The organism is Paenibacillus sp. 102 (assembly GCF_039549175.1).
Classification (GTDB): Bacteria; Bacillota; Bacilli; order Bacillales; family Bacillaceae_G; genus Bacillus_A.
Window position 1 is genome coordinate 90915 of record NZ_JBCGHT010000014.1, and the last position, 20883, is coordinate 111797.

18 protein-coding genes and 2 pseudogenes are annotated in these 20883 nt (G+C 35.0%); 13 read left to right on the top strand and 7 right to left on the bottom strand.

Annotated features, from left to right (window positions below; genetic code table 11):
* Window positions 1-3 precede the first annotated feature (3 nt).
* Window positions 4-138 (bottom strand): hypothetical protein, encoded by a 135-nt coding sequence (locus tag AAIE21_RS22590; RefSeq protein WP_343268836.1) that lies wholly within the window; start codon window positions 136-138, stop codon window positions 4-6.
* A 206-nt stretch (window positions 139-344) separates the two neighbouring features.
* On the opposite strand from AAIE21_RS22590, the gene AAIE21_RS22595 reads away from it, so the two are divergent.
* A complete protein-coding gene (locus AAIE21_RS22595; RefSeq protein WP_343268837.1) occupies window positions 345-1055 on the top strand; it encodes an IS6 family transposase in 711 nt (236 codons plus the stop codon).
* A 128-nt stretch (window positions 1056-1183) separates the two neighbouring features.
* Here AAIE21_RS22595 and AAIE21_RS22600 read toward each other — a convergent pair whose 3' ends face one another.
* Window positions 1184-2857, bottom strand: a complete 1674-nt coding sequence (locus AAIE21_RS22600; protein WP_343268838.1) for a M4 family metallopeptidase — start codon at window positions 2855-2857, stop codon at window positions 1184-1186.
* A gap of 650 nt (window positions 2858-3507) precedes the next feature.
* Here AAIE21_RS22600 and AAIE21_RS22605 point away from each other — a divergent pair.
* Both AAIE21_RS22605 and AAIE21_RS22610 read left to right on the top strand, forming a co-directional pair.
* Window positions 3508-4971, top strand: coding sequence for a pyridoxal phosphate-dependent decarboxylase family protein (locus tag AAIE21_RS22605; RefSeq protein ID WP_343268839.1), 1464 nt, complete (start codon window positions 3508-3510; stop codon window positions 4969-4971).
* A gap of 257 nt (window positions 4972-5228) precedes the next feature.
* A complete protein-coding gene (locus AAIE21_RS22610; RefSeq protein ID WP_343268840.1) occupies window positions 5229-6569 on the top strand; it encodes a hypothetical protein in 1341 nt (446 codons plus the stop codon).
* A 142-nt stretch (window positions 6570-6711) separates the two neighbouring features.
* Here AAIE21_RS22610 and AAIE21_RS22615 read toward each other — a convergent pair whose 3' ends face one another.
* Complete coding sequence (locus tag AAIE21_RS22615; protein WP_343268841.1) at window positions 6712-7602, bottom strand: Vgb family protein; 891 nt, start codon at window positions 7600-7602, stop codon at window positions 6712-6714.
* Between the two features lie 462 nt (window positions 7603-8064).
* Between AAIE21_RS22615 and AAIE21_RS22620 the strand changes: the two genes are divergently transcribed.
* Entirely contained in the window at window positions 8065-8379 is a 315-nt protein-coding gene (locus AAIE21_RS22620) for a hypothetical protein (protein ID WP_343268842.1), read from the top strand.
* A gap of 165 nt (window positions 8380-8544) precedes the next feature.
* On the opposite strand, the gene AAIE21_RS22625 is transcribed toward AAIE21_RS22620, so the two are convergent.
* Window positions 8545-8790 (bottom strand): hypothetical protein, encoded by a 246-nt coding sequence (locus tag AAIE21_RS22625; RefSeq protein ID WP_343268843.1) that lies wholly within the window; start codon window positions 8788-8790, stop codon window positions 8545-8547.
* A 678-nt stretch (window positions 8791-9468) separates the two neighbouring features.
* On the opposite strand from AAIE21_RS22625, the gene AAIE21_RS22630 reads away from it, so the two are divergent.
* The 5 genes and pseudogenes from AAIE21_RS22630 (at window position 9469) to AAIE21_RS22650 (ending at window position 13936) form a co-directional block, all read left to right on the top strand.
* On the top strand, window positions 9469-10230 hold the full coding sequence (locus AAIE21_RS22630; protein ID WP_343268844.1) for a hypothetical protein: 762 nt from the start codon (window positions 9469-9471) through the stop codon (window positions 10228-10230).
* Between the two features lie 120 nt (window positions 10231-10350).
* On the top strand, window positions 10351-11205 hold the full coding sequence (locus tag AAIE21_RS22635; RefSeq protein ID WP_343268845.1) for a phospholipase C: 855 nt from the start codon (window positions 10351-10353) through the stop codon (window positions 11203-11205).
* 415 nt (window positions 11206-11620) lie between these two features.
* Complete coding sequence (locus AAIE21_RS22640) at window positions 11621-12904, top strand: hypothetical protein (RefSeq protein ID WP_343268846.1); 1284 nt, start codon at window positions 11621-11623, stop codon at window positions 12902-12904.
* Between the two features lie 309 nt (window positions 12905-13213).
* On the top strand, window positions 13214-13525 hold the full coding sequence (locus AAIE21_RS22645; RefSeq protein WP_033678739.1) for a heavy metal-binding domain-containing protein: 312 nt from the start codon (window positions 13214-13216) through the stop codon (window positions 13523-13525).
* Between the two features lie 223 nt (window positions 13526-13748).
* Window positions 13749-13936, top strand: a pseudogene (locus AAIE21_RS22650) (hypothetical protein).
* Between the two features lie 170 nt (window positions 13937-14106).
* Here the strand turns inward: AAIE21_RS22650 and AAIE21_RS22655 are convergent.
* Together AAIE21_RS22655 and AAIE21_RS22660 are read right to left on the bottom strand one after the other, a co-directional pair.
* Window positions 14107-14874 (bottom strand): hypothetical protein, encoded by a 768-nt coding sequence (locus AAIE21_RS22655; protein WP_481858706.1) that lies wholly within the window; start codon window positions 14872-14874, stop codon window positions 14107-14109.
* 568 nt (window positions 14875-15442) lie between these two features.
* Complete coding sequence (locus AAIE21_RS22660; protein ID WP_343268848.1) at window positions 15443-16057, bottom strand: TetR/AcrR family transcriptional regulator; 615 nt, start codon at window positions 16055-16057, stop codon at window positions 15443-15445.
* A gap of 205 nt (window positions 16058-16262) precedes the next feature.
* Between AAIE21_RS22660 and AAIE21_RS22665 the strand changes: the two genes are divergently transcribed.
* The 4 genes from AAIE21_RS22665 to AAIE21_RS22680 all read left to right on the top strand — a co-directional run bounded on the left by AAIE21_RS22665 (window position 16263) and on the right by AAIE21_RS22680 (window position 20307).
* A complete protein-coding gene (locus tag AAIE21_RS22665) occupies window positions 16263-17447 on the top strand; it encodes a YhgE/Pip domain-containing protein (RefSeq protein WP_343268849.1) in 1185 nt (394 codons plus the stop codon).
* A 314-nt stretch (window positions 17448-17761) separates the two neighbouring features.
* Window positions 17762-19291, top strand: a complete 1530-nt coding sequence (locus AAIE21_RS22670) for a cardiolipin synthase (protein WP_343268850.1) — start codon at window positions 17762-17764, stop codon at window positions 19289-19291.
* 151 nt (window positions 19292-19442) lie between these two features.
* Window positions 19443-19898 (top strand): MarR family winged helix-turn-helix transcriptional regulator, encoded by a 456-nt coding sequence (locus AAIE21_RS22675; protein WP_343268851.1) that lies wholly within the window; start codon window positions 19443-19445, stop codon window positions 19896-19898.
* 37 nt (window positions 19899-19935) lie between these two features.
* A complete protein-coding gene (locus tag AAIE21_RS22680) occupies window positions 19936-20307 on the top strand; it encodes an ATP synthase subunit I (RefSeq protein WP_343268852.1) in 372 nt (123 codons plus the stop codon).
* A 300-nt stretch (window positions 20308-20607) separates the two neighbouring features.
* On the opposite strand, the pseudogene AAIE21_RS22685 reads toward AAIE21_RS22680, so the two are convergent.
* Window positions 20608-20766 (bottom strand): annotated as a pseudogene (locus tag AAIE21_RS22685) (IS4 family transposase); the annotation flags it as partial.
* Window positions 20767-20883 lie beyond the last annotated feature (117 nt).

A 20883-nucleotide genomic window follows, 5' to 3' on the forward strand; every position in this document is an offset into this window, starting at 1 on the left:
ATTTTATTTCTCTCCCGCGAGAACTAATATATGTCTAACTGGTGGAAATTTAGAAATTAAGTTCCGCAAATCCTTATTTTTGAAAATAATTAATCCAAATACAAATATAAAGAATGATAAATTCATAGTTTTTTTCATTTAATATCCTCCTTTCTAACTTAATAAAAGACATCACCAACACGAAACATACGTTCGTGATCTATCCTATACCATAATAACCCAAATGTACAGATGTAATTAATTATATTCTTGATATATTTGTCTCAAAAACTTTAATATACGTGTAAGTAATCTCTAAAACTTGGATATACTGATTCTATTACTCTAGAAAAGGTGTGATTGGTATGGAAAAGGAACATGTATTCAAGTGGAAGCATTATCAGCCTGATGTTATCTTATTAACGGTAAGATGGTACCTGCGGTACAACCTCAGTTTTCGTGATTTAGTCGAAATAATGGAGGAACGGGGCTTATCCATTGCTCATACAACGGTTATGCGTTGGGTTCACCAATATGGTCCTGAGCTAGATAAGAGAGTTCGTCGTCATCTTAAGAAAACGAATGATTCTTGGCGAGTAGACGAGACGTATATTAAGGTCAAAGGAAAGTGGATGTACTTATACCGAGCTGTTGATTCCGAAGGAAACACCATTGACTTTATCTTCAGTAAAACAAGAGATCACAAGGCTGCAAAGCGCTTTTTTAAGAAAGCTTTGCCGTCTTTTCATGTTTCTAAACCTCGTGTTGTGACCGTTGATAAAAATCCAGCGTATCCTATCGCTATAGAACAATTGAAGAAAGAACAACGGATGCTCGCTGACATCCGAATAAGACAAATAAAATATCTGAATAACATAATCGAGCAAGATCATCGTTTTATCAAGAAGCGAGTACGTACCATGTTAGGATTGAAATCTTTTCAATCAGCTAAACGAGTGTTGGCTGGACTGGAAGCGATGAGAATGATTAAAAAAGGACAGACTTTGCAAGGGGAGAAGTCTGTCAAAAAACAAATCAAGTTAATCAATCAACTCTTCGGTCACACCGCAAAGTAGTAGATTTCATTAGGAATCTACACTGCTATTTCTAATCTACATATTATTTGCACCAGAACCAAAAAAGGACATCTCGCCAGGTACTCCTAGCAAGTTTGTCCTTTTATACTCTTCTATCAATGAAACTATTAGTTTACTCCTACGTCATTCCAAGCTTTTTGCACAGCTTGATATGTCGCACTATTAACGCCATCGTAATCAGCAGCAGATTGTAATAAAGCAGCACGTGCTTCGCTGAAATCACTTTTTTCTGTAAGGTACGTTGTTAAAGCACGGTAATAGATTTTTTCTGCTTTTTCTTTACCAATAGCAGTGATTGTTAAATAAGCAGCTTTATTTGGAATACCGCTATTGATATGTACGCCGCCATTGTCTCCTTCATCTGTTTCTGGTAAATATTGATAGTTATTCATATGAGTAGGTTGGCCATAGTTTTCAGGATTTGATAAGCTGCGAAGTGCATCTCCTGCAACTCTTGGCGTATATACAGTTTCTCCTAAATCCCAGTTGGTTGGATCAACAAAATATCCAAATACATCAGAAAAAGATTCATTTAGTGCCCCGGATTGACTTAAGTACTCAAGATTAGCTGATTTTTCAGTTACCGCATGTGTTAGTTCGTGTGCAACAACATCAAGCGAACCTGACAGCGGTGCGAATTTAATACCATCACCATCTCCATAAACCATTTGTTGTCCATTCCAGAATGCATTATTGTACTTGGTTCCGAAATTGATTCCAGAACGAATCGTTGCACCATTTCCGTCAAAACTATTGCGGTTATGAACATTTTTATAATAATCATATACTTTTCCTGCATTAAAATGGGCATCAACTGCAGGACCTTGGCTCTTATCTACCCAAGCATTATCTGCATCGAATAGAGAGTAATTAGTTGGATTTTGCCAATTAGTAGCGTTTTTGACTGTATTTGTCACAATGAAGCCGCCGTTCATCGGCTTTGTTGTGTCTTTTAAATAGTATTTTCCATATTGACTGCTGTAAGTTGTATTCAGACTTTTTCGATCCCCAAATACGCCGTTACCATAGCCTTTTTGCGGAGTATCTGCATCTGTAACTGCATTATATGACTTTACAATTGTTCCATCTGCTGCGTTTACATAGATTTGCCAGTTTGCTCCATAAGGTTTAACGAATTGTAATTGTACTTTATAAGCTAAGTAATAATTCCCGTCTTTTTCATAAATAACTAAATCTGCTTTTTCATTTGTAGAGTTTGCTTGCTCTTTTATTTGTTCTAACGGAGTCCCATTTGTTTCTACCAATGTATCTTTTTTTGCTAGATTAATATGTTTCCATGCACTTGAAAGGGCAGTCTCTTTTGAAATCTTTGCCTTTGTATTTCCTTTCAAACGGTCAGCGGCAGCGGGATGTACGTCTCCGTTTACTGTTGTTACTTTTCCATCACGATTTGTATGAACAATGAAACGTGCCCCATCAACTGGAACTTTATTAATAGATTGAATGTACACATAATGTTTCATTCCTAAATCATCTGACTTTACTTCTTTCAGTGTTAAGTCAGTTTGTGGGTTGATTTTAAATAATTCTTTATTTTCTTCAAGGAACGATTTTACTGCTTTTTCTGAATCTACCTTTTTATCAGATAATTCTCCTGAAAGGAAGGATGGATTTCCTTTTTCATCATTCCACTGTTTTTGAACGACTTCCATTTTGTTCAAAGCTTCTTGCTGTGATACTTGTTCGGCTGCAAAGGCACTTGAAAATGGAGCGCCTAAAACCATCCCGGTTGCTAGTAATGTAACGACGGATTTTTTCATTTTTTCTTCTCCTTTGTTTTTACATCCTGTTTCAAACAGAATATTTATATTTTTTGAAAATTATATTTATATATATACATCCTGTAAAGGTAGGGGGTTGTAAAAAATGGGAAATAATTCAAATTATTCCGGTTTGTTTACTTATATTTTGGTTGTACAAGACCTTAAACTGTTGAGTTTTCTAAGTTTTCATAATGAATATGCAATTTTGCATATTATATAAATATAAATTGAGAAATAGAGATTTTATAAAAAATTCAAATGATGGTTTAAGCGAGAAGGGGAATCAAATATCATTTAATAATTAATTAACTACACAATCGAATTAAGGAATCACTCGCTACCTGTTGGCTTATTCATATAGGGGTTCCGCCAACATTTTAACGAAAATATACGCTAAGCCAATATTCAATACAATAAAGCCAATAGTTCCTACTCTAAGTATAGATGCTTGCTCACGTTTCAAATTTTATGGTGGATTATTCATTTTGGCTACCGTCGCTGGCGTGCGCCGACCGCGTCGCCAAGTGGAGAGATATTGTTTCGAAATGTTGCGGTTTTATTCAAAGATGCATACACCCGAGTTCTACGAGTGTATAATCTGAATCAGCAATGGAATTTTACAAGATGAAGGGAGATGCATTTTCCACATGATGAAGCATAATTCAATTCTTAATCTTGATACGGACGAACGCATGGACATTGGAATCTATCTGTTGGAGCAAATCAATGACTATATGACGCACATACGCGAGGTTCGTGTCTCACCTGAACTCAGCGTGGATGCGGTTGCAGAATACGCACGTAGATTATCTTTTGAGCATCCCGTCAGCGCGCGCGAGGCGATTTATCATATCCTGGAGGGATTAAGGCAATACCAGGTACATACGCCACACCCGCGATATTTCGGTCTATATAATCCGCGGCCCAACTTCATGGGAATTATGGCGGATACGATTACTGCAGCATTCAATCCGCAGCTTGCAGCCTGGAGCCATGCACCTGTAGCGGTCGAAATGGAGAATTATGTATTGAAAGAGATAGCTTCAAAATTCGGTTATTCAGCAGAGGCAGCAGATGGGACATTTACAACGGGGGGAGCGGAAGCAAATTTGACGGCCGTACTGACCGCACTAGTGCATCATTTTCCATATTATACCAAAGAGGGGCTGAGGTCACTCCCCACGAATCCCGTCATGTACGCCTCTGCTGAGAGCCACCATTCTCTGGTAAAGGCAGCGCGTTCCTGCGGCCTGGGTACGGATTCCCTTCGCATTATTACGACGGACTCTGAAATGCATATCGATGTTCATGCGCTTCATCATCAAATTCAAGTGGATCGCGCTGCTGGATACACTCCTTTTCTCATCATTGCGACGGGTGGAACGACCGGCGCCGGAGCGATTGATCCCATTAACGAAATGGCAAACTTGGCTGAACGTGAGCAACTGTGGCTGCATGTGGATGCTGCGTACGGTGGAGCCTCCGTGTTTGCACCAGAACTGCTTGAACTACTTCATGGTATTGGCCGAGCTGACTCCATTACCTTCGATGCGCACAAGTGGATGTCTGTCCCGATGGGGGCGGGAATTTATATTACACGACATAAGGACATCTTACATAAAACATTCAGTATCACGGCAGATTATATGCCGAAAGAAGGATTTGATCTGGATGTTATTGATCCGTTCACCCATTCGATTCAATGGTCGCGAAGGTTTATCGGTTTGAAAGTGTATTTATCGCTTGTAACGGTTGGTTGGGAAGGCTATCGCAGCATGGTGCAGCACCAGACAGAGATGGGCAATCGGTTACGCTGGGAGCTTGCTTGCTCTAACTGGAAGGTTGTCAATGATACCGTATTGCCTGTCGTATGCTTTACAGATTCCAATATTCACTCAAAGATCCAATCGAATTTCGCATCATTTATATGTCAAGAGATATTACGTTCAGGGCAGGCATGGATTTCAGTATACGAAATAAACAAGGCTCCAGTACTGCGAGCTTGCATTACGAACTACGATTCAACTGAGGAAGATATTATGGTATTGATGGAGTTGCTGAATGGAGCAAGAGCAAAATATTTGGAGAGACATCCGAACGGTCTGAGCTGAATTTTGCCAAGGAAGACATTATACCATTAGTGAGCTGTTCCAATAGTCATGTCACGACATAGAATAGTCCAATGTTTTTTTGAAAGCCGTTCTATCTCTTTTTATTAAGGTCGTCTAAATTTTGACTCGTCTTTTTCCATAATAGACCTTCCGCATTTCTAATGATCACTAATTAAGATTAGTAGTCATTAGGTATTTCAGAACGTATACTTGATGTCCGCCAATGACTGCTTAAACAGTAGGACGTTGAATAACCGTTGGTTCCGGGCAGCACGACCCGGACTATTCGGATTAGAGTAAGAAAAAACGCCAAGCCGGTGATTATCGAAGACTTAGCGTATATTTTCGTTAAAATGTTGGCGGGACCCCAATCTATATTATGTTATAGAGTGGGAGCATATCGAGCGTCATTTTTGATGTCTTATTTAGGTTTTATGAAAATATTAAAGGAGCGTTTGTTGAAAAGTGAATGTCCTGCTTTGGTTAAAGATGATAAATGGGAAGAAGTAAGAGAAAAAATAAAAAATGATAATGCTTGGGAAACTGCTGTGTTTAATACGACGCAATCCAGAGCAGGATCACAAAATAACTATTATTTAATTAATGATGAAATAATGGAAGATATAAAATTTTGGAAGAGAAAAAGAAATGAATGTGCTCATGCTAAAGATACTGTTATTGGATATAGTCATGTTGATATGTTTTGGTTATTTATTGAATCAAACCTTATGAAGTTCGTAGTAAATGGAGGAAAAGAAGGATTATTAGCTAGAATAGATAAGCATTTTAAATCTATTTATATTGACCCTACATCGGATGCATCTTATTTAATTAAAGATATTCCATTAGTGGTGAAACCATCTGAGATATCTGAGCTCTTAAAAGAGATTTATGATAAAAATATCAGTTTAAGCTTTGATCCAGACGAATCAGTAAGATTATTTTGGAGACAAATAATATATTCTTCAGATTCAAAAGTTTATAATGCTTCTTTAGAGTTTATTATGTCTGAGGAAAAAATATTTTGTGATTTTATGACACATTTTCCTGATAAACTTATCGAATTGAAAGACAGTAACGATGAGTTTGTTCGAGTTCTTTGGAAACAACGCATATTTTCTAAAATATATATTGATTATAGTAATTTTTGGGAATTGGTTTATGTTTTACTTACACATAAACTTATACCTGATATAGAATTGCAAGGTTTTATTCAAAAACTTACTAATTGCCTTTCTATCTTTAGTATGCCTAATGAAGATCAAACCAAAGTTTTAAAGGGAACCGGATTTTTTGCTTTTATGAAAAAAGATTTTTTTGAAAGCGGAAATTTAAATAAATATGGTGGTTACAAAATGGCAAATAGTAACTCCCATAGAATAATGTATTATATTAAAAACATTCCTTTAGATGGTGTTGTTGTAAAAGAGTTGAACACATTATTTGCAGGATTAACATCAGGTAGTTTTTACGAAAGTATGAAAACACATATTCAAGTAAATCCGCAATTTATATCCGATTTCAGAAAAGTGGCGTCAGAGAATGAAATTCCTCTAACAGACTTTTTCAAGGGTAATACTGAGGTAATTGTTTCTTAGGGGTCACTATACATGCCCATCAACTTAAGAATTTTATAACACCCCAAAACAAAAAAATTGTACATTTTCACCTGGAAATGCCAATTTTCTCGTTTTGGGCTATTTACTTTTCTGAGTTTCATAGTGATGGATGATATACCTATTATGTAATGATTGTTAGGCGTCCAATTTGATTACACTCTTCAGCGAACCAAATATCGCCATTCGGACAAAACGTGATACCATGTGGCTCTGCATTATTTGTAGGTATCGTATATTCCGTAATAACTCCTTCAACTGTAATTCGGCTGATTTGGTTACCTCCCCACTCCGTGAACCAAAGATCTCCGTTCTTCCCGGGTATTATGGCATGAGGGCGAGCGTTCGGCGTCGGTATAACAAATTCTTTGACCTCACCTTCGAACGTAATTCTACCAATTTTATTGCCCATGATTTGCACAAACCATATTGCTCCATCTGGTCCGCTCGCAATTCCAACTGGCCCGGAGTTAGGTGTTGGGATTGGATATTCTGTCACCTCACCTTTAGTGGTTATTCTCCCAATCGTATTGTTCTGATTCTGTGTAAACCATAATGCCCCGTCTGATCCCAGAGTAATAAAAGAGGGAAATGATTTGGAGTTAGGCAATTCAAACTCGGTGATTTCCCCTGACTTTGTTATTCTTCCGATCCTACCGTTATTCATTTCTGTAAACCATATTGCTCCATCTGGTCCTTCCGTTATGCCAAAAGGTGCAGCATTCGTTGCAGGGAGTGCATATTCTTCAAAAAGACCGTTCATCGACATTTTACCGATCTTGCTTGCGTTATATTCCGTAAACCATAAGTCACCATTCTGGTCCGAAATAATTGACATAACTCCTGCATTTGCTGTCGGAATGGGAAAAGAATTTATTTCACCATTAGCATTTATTCTACCAATTCGATTCCCTTTCTGTTCCGTAAACCACAATGCCCCGTCTTTTCCTACGGTTATTCCATATGGTCCTGAATCTATTTCATTGACTACATATTCTTGTATCTTGATCCTCATATCATTTCCTCCCATTGAAAATTTTGGGTGTTGTTGATGAGTATACCACTTCTACTCATCAGGTAGCATAGTAAAAAAATTTGAAACCCGTCAGGGTTTATTTAATATGCCTACTTTTATAGCATCTATAAAAGATAATAAAAAACTAAGTGGAAAGACCTCATTTTGTATAAAAATATACGTTAAGTTGATGGATGTGGGGTACCGTCACATACCCATCAACTTAAGAATTTTATAACGCCCCCAAAACAAAAAATTGTACATTTTCACCTGGAGGTGCCAATTTTCTTGTTTTGGGATATTTGCTTTTCTTAGCTTGATTGTGATGTGGCGAGAACCCATTTATAAAAATAGATTCCAATAGAAATTTAAATACCTTTTTCAAATAAATACAGTCTTTGCACCAGAATCATATATACTATATGAACGTATACAATAAACATAATTAAAGGGGAATAGAACTTGATAAAACATATACTCAGTTTCATTCTTGGAACAATTGTTATATTAATTGGTTCCTTTTGGGTTATTCCTTACACCCTCGAAGCAATTGACAGTAACGTAAGCCATATTACTCCTGACAAAAAGTATTTTAGTAAGCTATATGACTATGATATTAAGCTTTGGATGATTGCAAACCTTATATTTTTCATTTTTTGTGCAATTACTGTTCTTATAGTTAAGTTACCTAATTATAAGAAGAACAGAAGTACTCATATAAAAAAATATAGTCATACAAATCAGCGTAAAAAAGCAAAGAGAAGGCGTCGTAAATAATTGTTTTATAAAAAACAATTATTTACGACGCCAGCATTTTAGAAAAAACTCATGCTAAGCAAAAAATACAATGAGCCGTCTATATGGACAGCTAATTTACATAATTATCGTTTTCGGAAGTTAAATAATCTAGAAATAATTTAACTTATCTTTTAAGACAAGGCTTTATATTTTTGGTCCTATCCATGCAAAAGCATACATAACAGCTGTTATAACTAATATTATAACTGGTCCAACGATAAACAAACCAAATAGCAAAGATATTACAGCTTCTGTAAAGGTACGAACAGGCCCTACCCTTTTAGTTGTTTTTCTTGTCTCATATTTTGTCTCTTCAAGTATTTTTTCAAGGTGAGAAACTTTTTGATTTAGTTCCCGTAACTCTTTAATTACGTCCGTATCTTTTTCCATATGCATCCCCCTTATAAAAGGATTTTACCATATATAGGGAATGTATATTCCATACATGATAGGTTAACATAACGTCTCATTATCGGTAGAAAAATGTTAAAGCCATAATTACAAATAAAGAAAAAGAATCCCTTATGATTTTTGGGATTCTTTTTCTTGTTTAAAGTTTGCTCACACAAATGATCTGCACATCAATCCATCTTTGATATACAGATCATTTGTATGATAATTTTTATAAATAATTGCGGAATAATAAACTTACATAAATGCTTTTAAAAGCTCTTGTACGAATGGAAGTAATCACCTACAAATTTTAAAACTGCCATTGCGATTGCCATGTTATTTCCTCCTCTTTTTATGTATTAAGATGTGGTACATCTTTATGTCTTCATTATAGTGAACGCTTACATTAATATCGATACATTTCGATATGCAATATTACATATTTTTATATAATTTATATATATAATTAAATAGATTAATCATATAGCTAATGAACATGCGGGTTTTCTTTTTTGTGTGCTAGTTTCATCAGCAAAGAGGTCAGACCTTCGAAAGACTTTTGTAATATTTATGAAAGAGAAATGAAAGATTTGTTATTTAGGATGAGGCTTATCTACTAGTAGACGATGCGCGCAGATGGTAAAACCATTAGTAAAAATAAGAAGGGACTATGACATGTTTATGAAAAGGAAACTACCAATACTTACATTATTAGCATTCATATTTAGTTTGATCGTTACTGTTTTCCCTACAAATTCTGTTTATGCAGCTGAGGACAGTCGTATACTTGATATTTATGGGGATCCAGTCAAGACATCTAAAGATTATATAATGGTACGTAAAATTTGGGATGGTAAGCCTCGGTATGCTGCTTATGCAGGTGTAGGTGAGAAGAGACTTGGAGTAACTTATGAGAAGTTTGCGGGTTGGCATTATGTAATTCAGTATAAAGATAAATCTTATTATGGTACTGCTGAGACTCATAAGGATACAAAAGGTAATGAGTACTATGGTACACCTATCAATTTTGAAACTCCAGATGGGGTAGAAAGTGATGGATATATAAGACATAATACGCCAGTTACCATGTCAATGTGGATTGGGGGACCAAATGCTGAGGCAGGAGGAATTAAAAAATATGTCAATGCAGGGAATCGCGGCTGGATCTATTTTAGCGATCAATCAAAAAGTACGTTAACAGTTCAGGAACAAAATGCAAAGGAAATCAATTTAATAACAGGTAAAACTGATTATCTTAGAGATAAAATGGGTAGACCTTGTGATTGGTACAGTGCAGATCCACAAAATTCTGAGTATGGAGTTACATCATATTTCGAACTAGAGCCTTCAGGGCAACCATTTTCAAATCAAGATAAACTATGGGGAAGTTCTGCGCCGCCATATCAATCTGGTTATGAATTGGTACCTTTACAATAGGGTATTTGTTACATTCAGCTTTATAAAACTGTACTTATTAGCATTTAACGTGTCTTCCGGTAAGGTAAGAGAAAACGCTATGAAGGAAAGTTAAATTATATATCAAATGGAGGAATATTTATGAAAAGAAAAATGTTTGCTATAGCTTCTGTAATTGCTTTAACAGCTCCTATTCAAAGTGTGGCGTTTGCACATGAAGGTAATCACCAGTATGATCCACCTATTGCTCAAAGATGGTCAGCAGAATCTATACATAATGAAGGAGTAAGTTCTCATTTATGGATTGTAAACAGAGCCATTGATATTATGTCCCAAAATACGACTGTTGTGAAGCAAAATGAGACAGCTCTATTAAATGAATGGCGTACGGATCTAGAGAAAGGCATTTACTCTGCGGATTATGAAAACCCATACTATGATAATTCCACATTCGCTTCACATTTCTATGATCCTGATTCAGGAAAAACGTATATTCCATTTGCTAAACAAGCAAAGCAAACAGGAGCGAAATATTTTAAACTAGCTGGCGAAGCTTATCAAAATAAAGATCTGAAAAATGCATTCTTTTATTTAGGATTATCACTTCACTATTTAGGGGATGTCAACCAACCAATGCATGCAGCCAACTTTACTAACATTTCGCATCCATTTGGCTTCCACTCAAAATATGAAAACTTCGTTGATACAGTGAAAGACAATTATAAAGTAACAGATGGAAATGGCTATTGGAATTGGAAAAGTGCAAATCCAGAAGAGTGGGTTCATGCATCAGCATCAGCAGCAAAAGCTGATTTCCCATCAATTGTTAATGACAATACGAAGAATTGGTTCTTAAAAGCAGCGGTATCACAAGACTCTGCTGACAAATGGCGTTCTGAAGTAACACCGGTAACAGGAAAACGTTTAATGGAAGCACAGCGTATTACAGCTGGATATATTCATTTATGGTTTGATACGTACGTGAATAACAAATAACAAAATACACTTATACATGGCAAAAGTTATGTATGTTATAAAGTGAAACTTCCAACGGTGGGGGCTTCATCCCCCACCTATTTTCTTTGTTTCTCTCTGAATCTTGATGTGGAAGTCTTGCTGACCGCAAATAGCGGAATCAAGTAAAACGGAAACGACTATTGGGTTCAAGGGTCATCCTGAGAGTAAATACTATAATTTGAGTTTGATAAGTATATTTTAGAAAGTTCCAAGCCTTTCAAATCAATGAAAGACTTTTGTAACATTTATGAAAGTAAATTGAAAGATATATATAATAAGATAAATATATCGAAAGTGATTTTATTTTAATCCGAAGTAAAAAGTATAAGCAATGTACAGTATAATTTCATTTTTTGTAATCTTGTAGAGATGATAAAAGAAAGGGAGAGATCATATGAATTATAAGAAAAAAGTAATTCCCGCAGCATTAGCATTTGCTGTTTTAGCAAGTCCAGTTTTTTCTTTAAAAGCAGAAGCAAGTACAGTATCTTCAGGTTCTAGCGCAATTACTTCTGTTGAAAAAGAAAATCCATCATTAAATATTAAAGAGGGACAGGTATCTGAAGAAAATTCCAATGTAAACCAAGAATTTGATGCAAATTATATCAATAATAATATTATTAGAGCGAATTTTCCATCTGTTACACCACCTCATATCAAGCAAGCGAAACCTCTTGAATATGTATACTTAGATTATTTTTATACAAACAACAATAAAATTATTGGGGACTGGAGAAACAAAGAACTAAAACATATGGATCCAAAACCTAGATTTTATTATGACTTAAAATTCCTGGGGCTTGACGACTCTCAAATTGCAGAATATTTTGGAGGCACTTACGGAGAGGCTTTTGTAAAAGGGCTTGTTATGGAAACGTTAGAAAACTTTTTCCAAACTCGATATGCACAAGATCCAAATGATCCTGATGTGCAAAAAATATTGCAATCTAAATATTACGAAAAAAGCGATGCTGAAGATGACTGGAGAAACCCAGAATTTTTCGAAGGACCAGGTGACTTAAAAAGAGCCATTATGGAGGAATTTGGAAAGAAAAGTTTAGATGAACTTGGAATCCAAGTCATTTGGGGCGACAATAATTGGGGCGCTGAAAAGGCTGTAACAATTGGTTATTCAGCGAAGACACCATTTAACCCACTAAAGGATGCTGAACTAACTGAAAAGAAATACCTTAAGAAAGTTCCTGGTGGATCAGCATCAATTCCAGCAAAAAATACAGGATATGAAGTAACATTTGACATCAAAACAGGGTTGACTAATGAACAATCACAATCATTTGCCCACACAGTAGGTGTGAATGCCGGTTTTGGTATTGAAGATATATTTAACATTGGAGCAAGTTATGAGTTCCAAAGTACATTTGGTACAAGTATCTCATTAAGTGAAGAACAAACAGTATCCCGTAAATTTAGTCTTACTAACGATACTGATAAAACGATTACAGCAGCATTATATCAAGTTACTGCTGAGTATAGCCTAAAACCTGGATCGGTCGCTGCGGGAGCTGTAAATAAAACAATAAACTCACCTTTTGCACAGTTTTGGCAAGGTGGCGGTTATTGGGATACAGCTACAAAAGTTAAGGTATCTTCTACTTCAACAGGTGCAATTAAAACAGATGATTTAAAACTAGTTCGTTCAGATGTACTAGAAAAGTAAGAAGATACGGAAAAGATACCTTATTTTCTGAATCCCCCTTATATAATGACATAGAATATATATTCTATGTCATTATTCGTGTAATTAATAAAATTTTAAATTCTTATATTCTTAATGAACTGTTAATTCTTAAATAAATTCACCAATTAGAACTACCATATAAAACTTACTTTCATTTTTTTCACTTATGAAATCTTACAAAATTGTCATTTTTATGTAAGGTAATTAGATAGTGCATTTACGATTTCAAGGTGATGATAAAAGTATAAGAAATAATAAATTTTTAGATATTATAGGAGAGTGCTAGTAATGATTGTAACAACAACTTCTACGATTCAAGGAAAAGAAATTATTGAGTATATTGACATTGTAAACGGTGAAGCAATTATGGGTGCAAATATCGTACGCGATCTATTTGCTTCTGTTCGTGACGTTGTTGGTGGCCGTTCTGGTGCATATGAAAGTAAATTGAAAGAAGCGCGTGATATTGCAATGGAAGAAATGAAAGTTCTTGCGAAGCAAAAAGGTGCAAATGCAATTGTTGGTATTGATGTAGACTACGAAGTCGTTCGTGATGGAATGTTAATGGTGGCTGTAAGCGGTACAGCGGTACGCGTGTAAATAGATAGAATGTGGATTTTTCTATAGTTGTTATGTATTTTCTATAAATATAGATGCATTATGTTTATGAACACATCACAACAAATAAAAAAGGAAGCGAATTATAAAAATTCTCTTCCTTTTTTATTTACGAGAAATTTCATGTTCATTAGCTGTTTAGTTCATCGAAAAATGCTGTAGAATTTACCTATGCTATTATAACAGTATAAAACATGGTTTTAAGATGAAATATTGCATATCAAAATGTATTGATATGCATATAAGCGTTTACTATAATGAGGGTATAAAGATTTACCACATCTTAATAATCAAAAAAGAGGAGGAAATAATATGACAATCGCAATGGCAGTTTTAAAATTTGTAGGTGGAGTACTTCCGTTAGTAGCAGAACTTTTAAAAGCAGTAATGTAAGCTCATTATTCCGCAATTATTTGTAAAAATTATCATACAAATGATCTGTATATCAAAGATGAATTGATGTGCAGATCATTTGTGTGAGTCTAAATAGTAAAAAGGCTTATTTTCCTCACAAGGATTAAATCTATTTTTTTCTTGTGAAAAATATACAAATTTACTTTTTCTCAAAATACGGCGATTTTATGTTTCTTTATCTCAGCAAGTTCAGCAGAGGTATAACTAAAAATTCCAGATTCTTTTACTGGATTTGAAGTTATCGTTGCCAGTTTTCGTTTCTCTTCCGGTAGTGCATGAAAAAGTTTCATTAGGTCAAAAGAAGCATTACCTGGTTTTATATTTGGGAATTCCTGTTTAATATATTTTAGAGCTAAAGGACCATTCATTTGACCACTATTGTCACTTTTTAAGTAATATGTTTGCCAATTTGTAAGCGCAATACCAGTATTTCCTCCATCTAATTGTTTTTGTGTAATATACAAAATATCATGTTCATATAGATCTGAGGCATCTGGATTTAAATCCACTATTATACCAGCTTGCTTAATCAGAAGTTGTTGACCATGTTTTATCGTTTTATACTCAACTTTCCCATCTTCATAGAAAATTTTAATTCTTTTAGAAAAGTTTTGGTTTTTATAATAATCATACATGCTAATACCAAATTCTCCTTTGTTAAAAGTAGGAGCTTTGTAAGCACGGTTTTCATTGTTAGCTGTATAATCATATTTAGCACTTTGTTCTGATAAAAGAATAACAAAAGGCTCTTTTAGAAACGTATCATAGGTATCTCCAAATGTTGTAAGAATCGTTTCTCTTGTATCAACGTCTGCTTTAGCTTTATGTTTTGTAATTGGGTTGAAACTGAATAAGATTCCCATCGCTATTCCTACAGGGGGAATTTTTTTTATACTTTTTTTTATACTTCTCTTTATCTTTTCTTTCATGACTTTGTTCCTTACTTTCTAATTATACTGTTACCAACATATTTAAATTAATATCGGTAAGTTTATCTTAATTTAAATACCTCTCAAATTTCTTTCGTAATTGTTACAAAAGTCTTTCTTTGACTTTCCCTGTTTTCGTAAGAATTGTTGCTATCTTGACCATACTGATAAAAGGTGGTTCTGGTGCAAAAATAAATCTTTACTGCAAAAGTTAGTGCCAGAAGATTTTAGAGCTTTAACACCACTTATCTATGCCCACGTAAATCCATATGGGACATTCAAATTAAATATGAAAGAACGTCTAACACTCCAGAGATCTTCTTAAGATTTTTCAAAAAAGAAACTTCCTTATGGTAGTAGAGGGCACCATATATACATTGATACCATTGAGTTGTTTACTACGAGGAGAATATTTTATTCCTTTCTTTGTAAGGTTCTCTTTATCGAGCAATCCATTAGCGAAAATTTGAAGAAACACAGTAGTAAAAAACTTCGTGTTTCTTCTTTAATATATTTATTAGAAACCACTTTGCACTTCCCGGCACAGTTGCTCCTTCTAGCCCTCATTAAACAAAGTAAAACCCACTGCACACAAGGGTCCTTTAGTCATAAGCTTCACTAATTGTTTTGCAGTATATTTCGGTGAATATTTCATGTCATTTTGAAGCCACCAAATTGACATCCCAACAACACAGGAAGTGATGAAATGGAATACCATATCCTTTGGAATATCTAAGTCATGGTCTTCAATTTTAAGCTCAATGAAATTTTGTTCAAGATTATCCATAATAGTCTGCTGCATTTTTAGGTTAAAATCATGAATGCCATGAGGTCCAAGCATGCTTTTATAAAAGTCTGCATGTTTTAATATACACTCAAATATGGATTGTAAAATCCCCTCGAATTCCGAAAGATCTATTTGATGTCCCTGCACATGGGCATATAGGACCATCTTACTTGTCAACTCTTCTAGTACATTCTCACTAAGCTTTGTTAACAAATCTTGTTTATCCCTGTAATGCGAGTAAAATGTTGCCCGATTGATGAGTGCCTCATCTGTGATGTCTTGAATGGTAATAGCATCGTATCCCTTTTCCGCTATCAGTTTGATAAAAGCATCATATATAAATTTCTTTGTCCGAATAATCCGCAGATCCGCCTTTTTCAACATCTTATACCTCCCTGTTCGTTATTGTCATTATAAACAACAAATTTCATCCGGTTGTTTCTTATCTTACATTTATGCCCTAAATGTAAATTGCATTGTGTAGCAAAAACGATATAATTTCATTATAAACAACATGTTTTTATTATAAACTACACGTTGTTTGTTATCTATCTTTTTGTTGGATGAATGCTAGGAGGAATAATTTAAAATGCTTACAGTAAAGCAATTTTTCAAACAAAAGATGATTCTAGGTGGCGTTTTAGGCATTATGGCTGCTGTTATCATCGCTAGTTTTGCTTTTATGGGATCAACTGTTAATCCTATACCAAAAGACTTGCCGATCGCTATGGTAATACAGGATACAGGTGTGAACTTACCAGGACAAGGAAGTGTAAATTTAGGAGATAAAATAAAAGAGCAAATTCTGCAAAATAAGCAAAGTCCAGTTAAATGGACGTTCTTACAAACGCAAGAAGATGTATTGCAAGGGATGAAGGATAAGAAGTACTACGCTGCCATCGTGTTTCCAGCAGAAATATCCCAGCAACTTGTATCGCTGACCACACCTAAGGGACAACAAGCCGAGGTACAAGTCTTGGTGAATCAAGGAATGAACTATAATGCCGCAATGGTTTCGAGCCAAATGATTGATAAGTTCATTGGAGGGATAAACGAAAATATCCGTAATACCTTGCTTGATCAGCTTTCACAAAGAAATATGACACTAACAACTGAACAGGCAAAGTTATTTGCAAACCCATTTATTGCTAAAACGGAGTTGATTCATCCAGTTCAAGCACGTACAGGTAATGGAAATATTCCTATAATGCTGACACAAATCTTATGGATTACTACTCTTATCAGCTCCTTAGTCTTATTTATAGCTGTCCAAAAGTTTACAAACGGACGCGTTACAGGAAAATCAGTCCTATCACAGATTCTTGCAGGTTCTGTTTTCGTGACAGTAATTGCAAGTTTAACTCTTTTCATTGCTCATATCATACTCGATGTAAACATACCGAACCAAGGAGAAATGTTCTTATTGTTACTTTTCTTTGGCTTCATGTTCTTCCTTTTGCAAAGTGCAGTACTCAACTGGATTGGCCGTGTCGGGGTACCAATATTAATGGTAGTCTTCTTCTCTTCTATGCCAGTCTTATCACTGGCACACGAATTTCTTCCGGATGTGACAAAACACTGGTTGTATTCTTGGACTCCTTTTAAGTACAGTGTAGAAGCATTTCGTAGCAGCTTCTTCTTTGGAGGATACGGGATAGGCTCATATGTTCAGACGATGGGGTTTCTTGGACTTGTATCTCTTATAATTATGGTACTGGTTGTATTCAAAGGGAAAGAAAAACAAAAAGGTTCTTTATCTACTGAGTCAGTGTAGAGAGAGTAGATCTAAAGCCAAAGAGATACAAGGGATTTCCCTTGTATCTCTTTGGCTTTCATGAACTCGACTTTATTCAGCATCATTAAAAAGGAAATGGAATATCACAAAATTCCATTTATCGGACAATACATTAGAGAAAATTTGAAGAAACGAGCCTTAGAAACCCCATAATTTATTAATCCATTATATTTTATGTAAATGATATGACGGACTAGAGTAGCAACCCTGTGATTCTCTCTAATAGAAACGTTAGGTTACAGCTTCCATATACGAATCCTATATTTAAGAAAGAATAGGTGAATTTTATAAAGATGAAAAACCCTAAAGTTCAATTATTATTTGTATTTACACTTGTCTCTATCATTCACTTTCTGTTGAATACATCCATTATCTCACTATACAACTTTGTCGACGTACTATTGTCTATCACAATAGTAGGAATTGCCTTCATTATTTTTATCGAAAACCGTTCCCCACAAAGTACTTTAGCGTGGTTTTTAGTATTAGCACTTTTTCCTGTTGTTGGTGTGATTTTGTACTCTCTTTTTGGCCGAAGTCGTTGGAGAAGAAAGAAGCATCTACATCGTTCAGAAGAGCAAAGAAAATTATTCCGTGAAATTTTAGAAGGAAAACGCCTAGATTTATCATTCACTTCCTCATTAAGTGAGCGCTCTACTTATTTAACACAGGTTGTACAAAAATTCGGTGGCGGTCCTGTTGCCAATAATACCACAACAAAACTCTTAACAAATGGTGATCAAACATTTACAAACATTATACAAGCTATTGAAAATGCTACACATCATATACATATTCAATATTTTATTTATCGAGTAGATGAAATTGGTACAAAAATTCGCGATGCATTAATTAAGAAAGCAAAATCTGGTGTAACTGTACGCTTTCTCTATGATGGGATCGGAAGTAATTCATTACGAAATCGTTTCTTGCAACCCATGAAAGATGTAGGAATTGAGGTTGTGGCATTTGATCCTATTCTTTCGTCATGGCCACTTGAAACAGTCAATTATCGTAACCATCGTAAAATTGTCATTGTAGATGGAGAGATTGGTTTTACAGGTGGGCTCAACGTTGGCGATGAGTATTTTGGTCGTTCTAAAAAATTCCCAATTTGGCGTGACAGCCACTTAAGAATAGAAGGAAAAGCATTGTACAAATTACAAGCAATATTCCTTGAGGATTGGCTCTATGCCACTAATGGTTTAAACACTTATTCTTGGAATCAATTTATGAATATAAAATACTTTCCAGGTAAACAAAATTCTCATGCAGAAGGGGCTGTTCAAATTGTAGCAGGTGGACCAAGTTCAGATGATACAAACATTCGTAATACTTTACTTGCTGTTATAGGTTCTGCTAAGAAAGCAATTTGGATCGCAACACCCTATTTCATTCCAGACCAAGAAACATTAACATTACTACGTTTAAGTGCAATAGCTGGAATAGATGTCCGCATTCTATATCCAGGGAAGAGAGATAGAATCATTAGTGATCTAGCATCTCAATCATACTTCGCACCACTTCTAAAAGCCGGTGCTTCAATTTACAGCTATAAAGATGGTTTTGTGCACGCTAAAATTGTACTTGTAGATGATGAAATTGCAACAATTGGTACAGCAAATATGGATGTCCGTAGCTTTGAACTAAATTATGAAATCATTAGCGTACTTTATGAATCTAAGACAGTTCTTGATATTAAACGTGATTTTGAAGAGGACTTTAACCATTCGTCTGAAATTCGATGGAAATCATTTCAAAAACGTAGTATTCGAAAACGAATACTGGAATCCCTAATGCGTCTAATTTCCCCTTTATTATAATTCCGAAAAAAGTAATCAAAACAAATTTGCTTACTTTTTCCTTTACACTAACATAAAGATATCATATAGTTAAGTTAACTGAACTTAACTATATGTCGAAACGGAAAAACGGCGTACAATGAAATAACAGAATGATTGGAGGAAGAATAATATGACTAGTTCTTATAAAGAAGTAATTACCGACATGAACCGAGCCTACAATGAATTAAACATTTTACTATCTCAGGAGTTAAAGAATGAGTTTGGTCTTACAGCGCAGCAAGAGAACATGATAATCTATATTAATTTAAATAAGAATACTACAGCTAACAGTATTGCGACCACTTTTAATATATCCAAAAGTGCTGTCAGCCAAGTTTTATCTAAATTGTTGAAACATAATATGATTTCGAAACACGTAAATCCTAACAATAAACGTGAGTATTTCCTTACACTTGGTCCTAACGGTAGCAAGTATATAGAACGATTATCTCAGCTAGATGATTTACTTATTGAGAAATACTTCTCTAAAATTGATATCGAAGCCTTGCAGCAAATGACCGATACCTTAATTAAAATAAATCAAATTATACTGGAAGAAAAAAAGAAGACCTTTGAGCCTAAATAGTAATAAAGTCTCAATGAGAAAGGTAAAGGAGTACAGCATGATTCGTATGGCACTAAGGGCATTTAAAATACAAATGTATTATTTGCTAGGCGCGATGTTATTAGGATGGATTATGACGCCTTTTTCGCCCCATTTTTTAGGTGCAAGCATTGGCTTGCTTGTTAGTATGTATTGTGTTTGGATTTTAGGAAGGCGTATTGAAAAGTTTGGAGATAGCATTGTAAAAAAAACAAAAACACCGACGCTTGGTATGATTAATCGGTTTGCAGCAGCGATACTCGGTGCGATTATTATGTATGAGATTGAACACCATAGTGTCATATGGACATTTGCTTCCGGAATTATGGGTGGTTATTTCTTAATTGTGATTAATTTAGGGTATTATAGCATGAAAGATGCGAAGAAATAGATTAGCATAAAACTTTTTTTGGGGCACAGCACATCGCTATTAAGCTAAGGTTAATAAAAGTCATTTTCAAAAATGGCTTTTTTCTTTTTCTAAAAAATCAGTGTAGATTATTGGAAATTCTGCATATCAAATAAACCCTAACGGGTTTCATTTTTTATTGGGGTCCCGCCACATCGCTATCAAGCTAAGCTTATGCAAAGTCAATTTTAGGCGAGATTGTTTCTTTTTTCTAAAGGGCAAGTGTAGGTGATTGGAAGATTTGCATACGAAATAAACCCTAGCGAGTTTCACTTTTTTGAATTAAGCGGTTTGATTATAAGACAGGGTACAATTGTAAATGACACCTAATATATCAAAGACCGTTTTTTTCTCATATCGATGAGATTTCCGCCCGTTTTGCTGTAGGAGATTGAACAGGCGAAGTAACACCTTTGATAGCTCTTGGGTGTTTTTTCTTACGATTAGTCAACCTGTATTTTTAGGTTTTTACTGGAGTGAATATCAGAATGAACAAGTACTTGTTATCATGCATACCAAAGACCCCTAATATATACTCGTTTTTTTACTAGGGGTGAG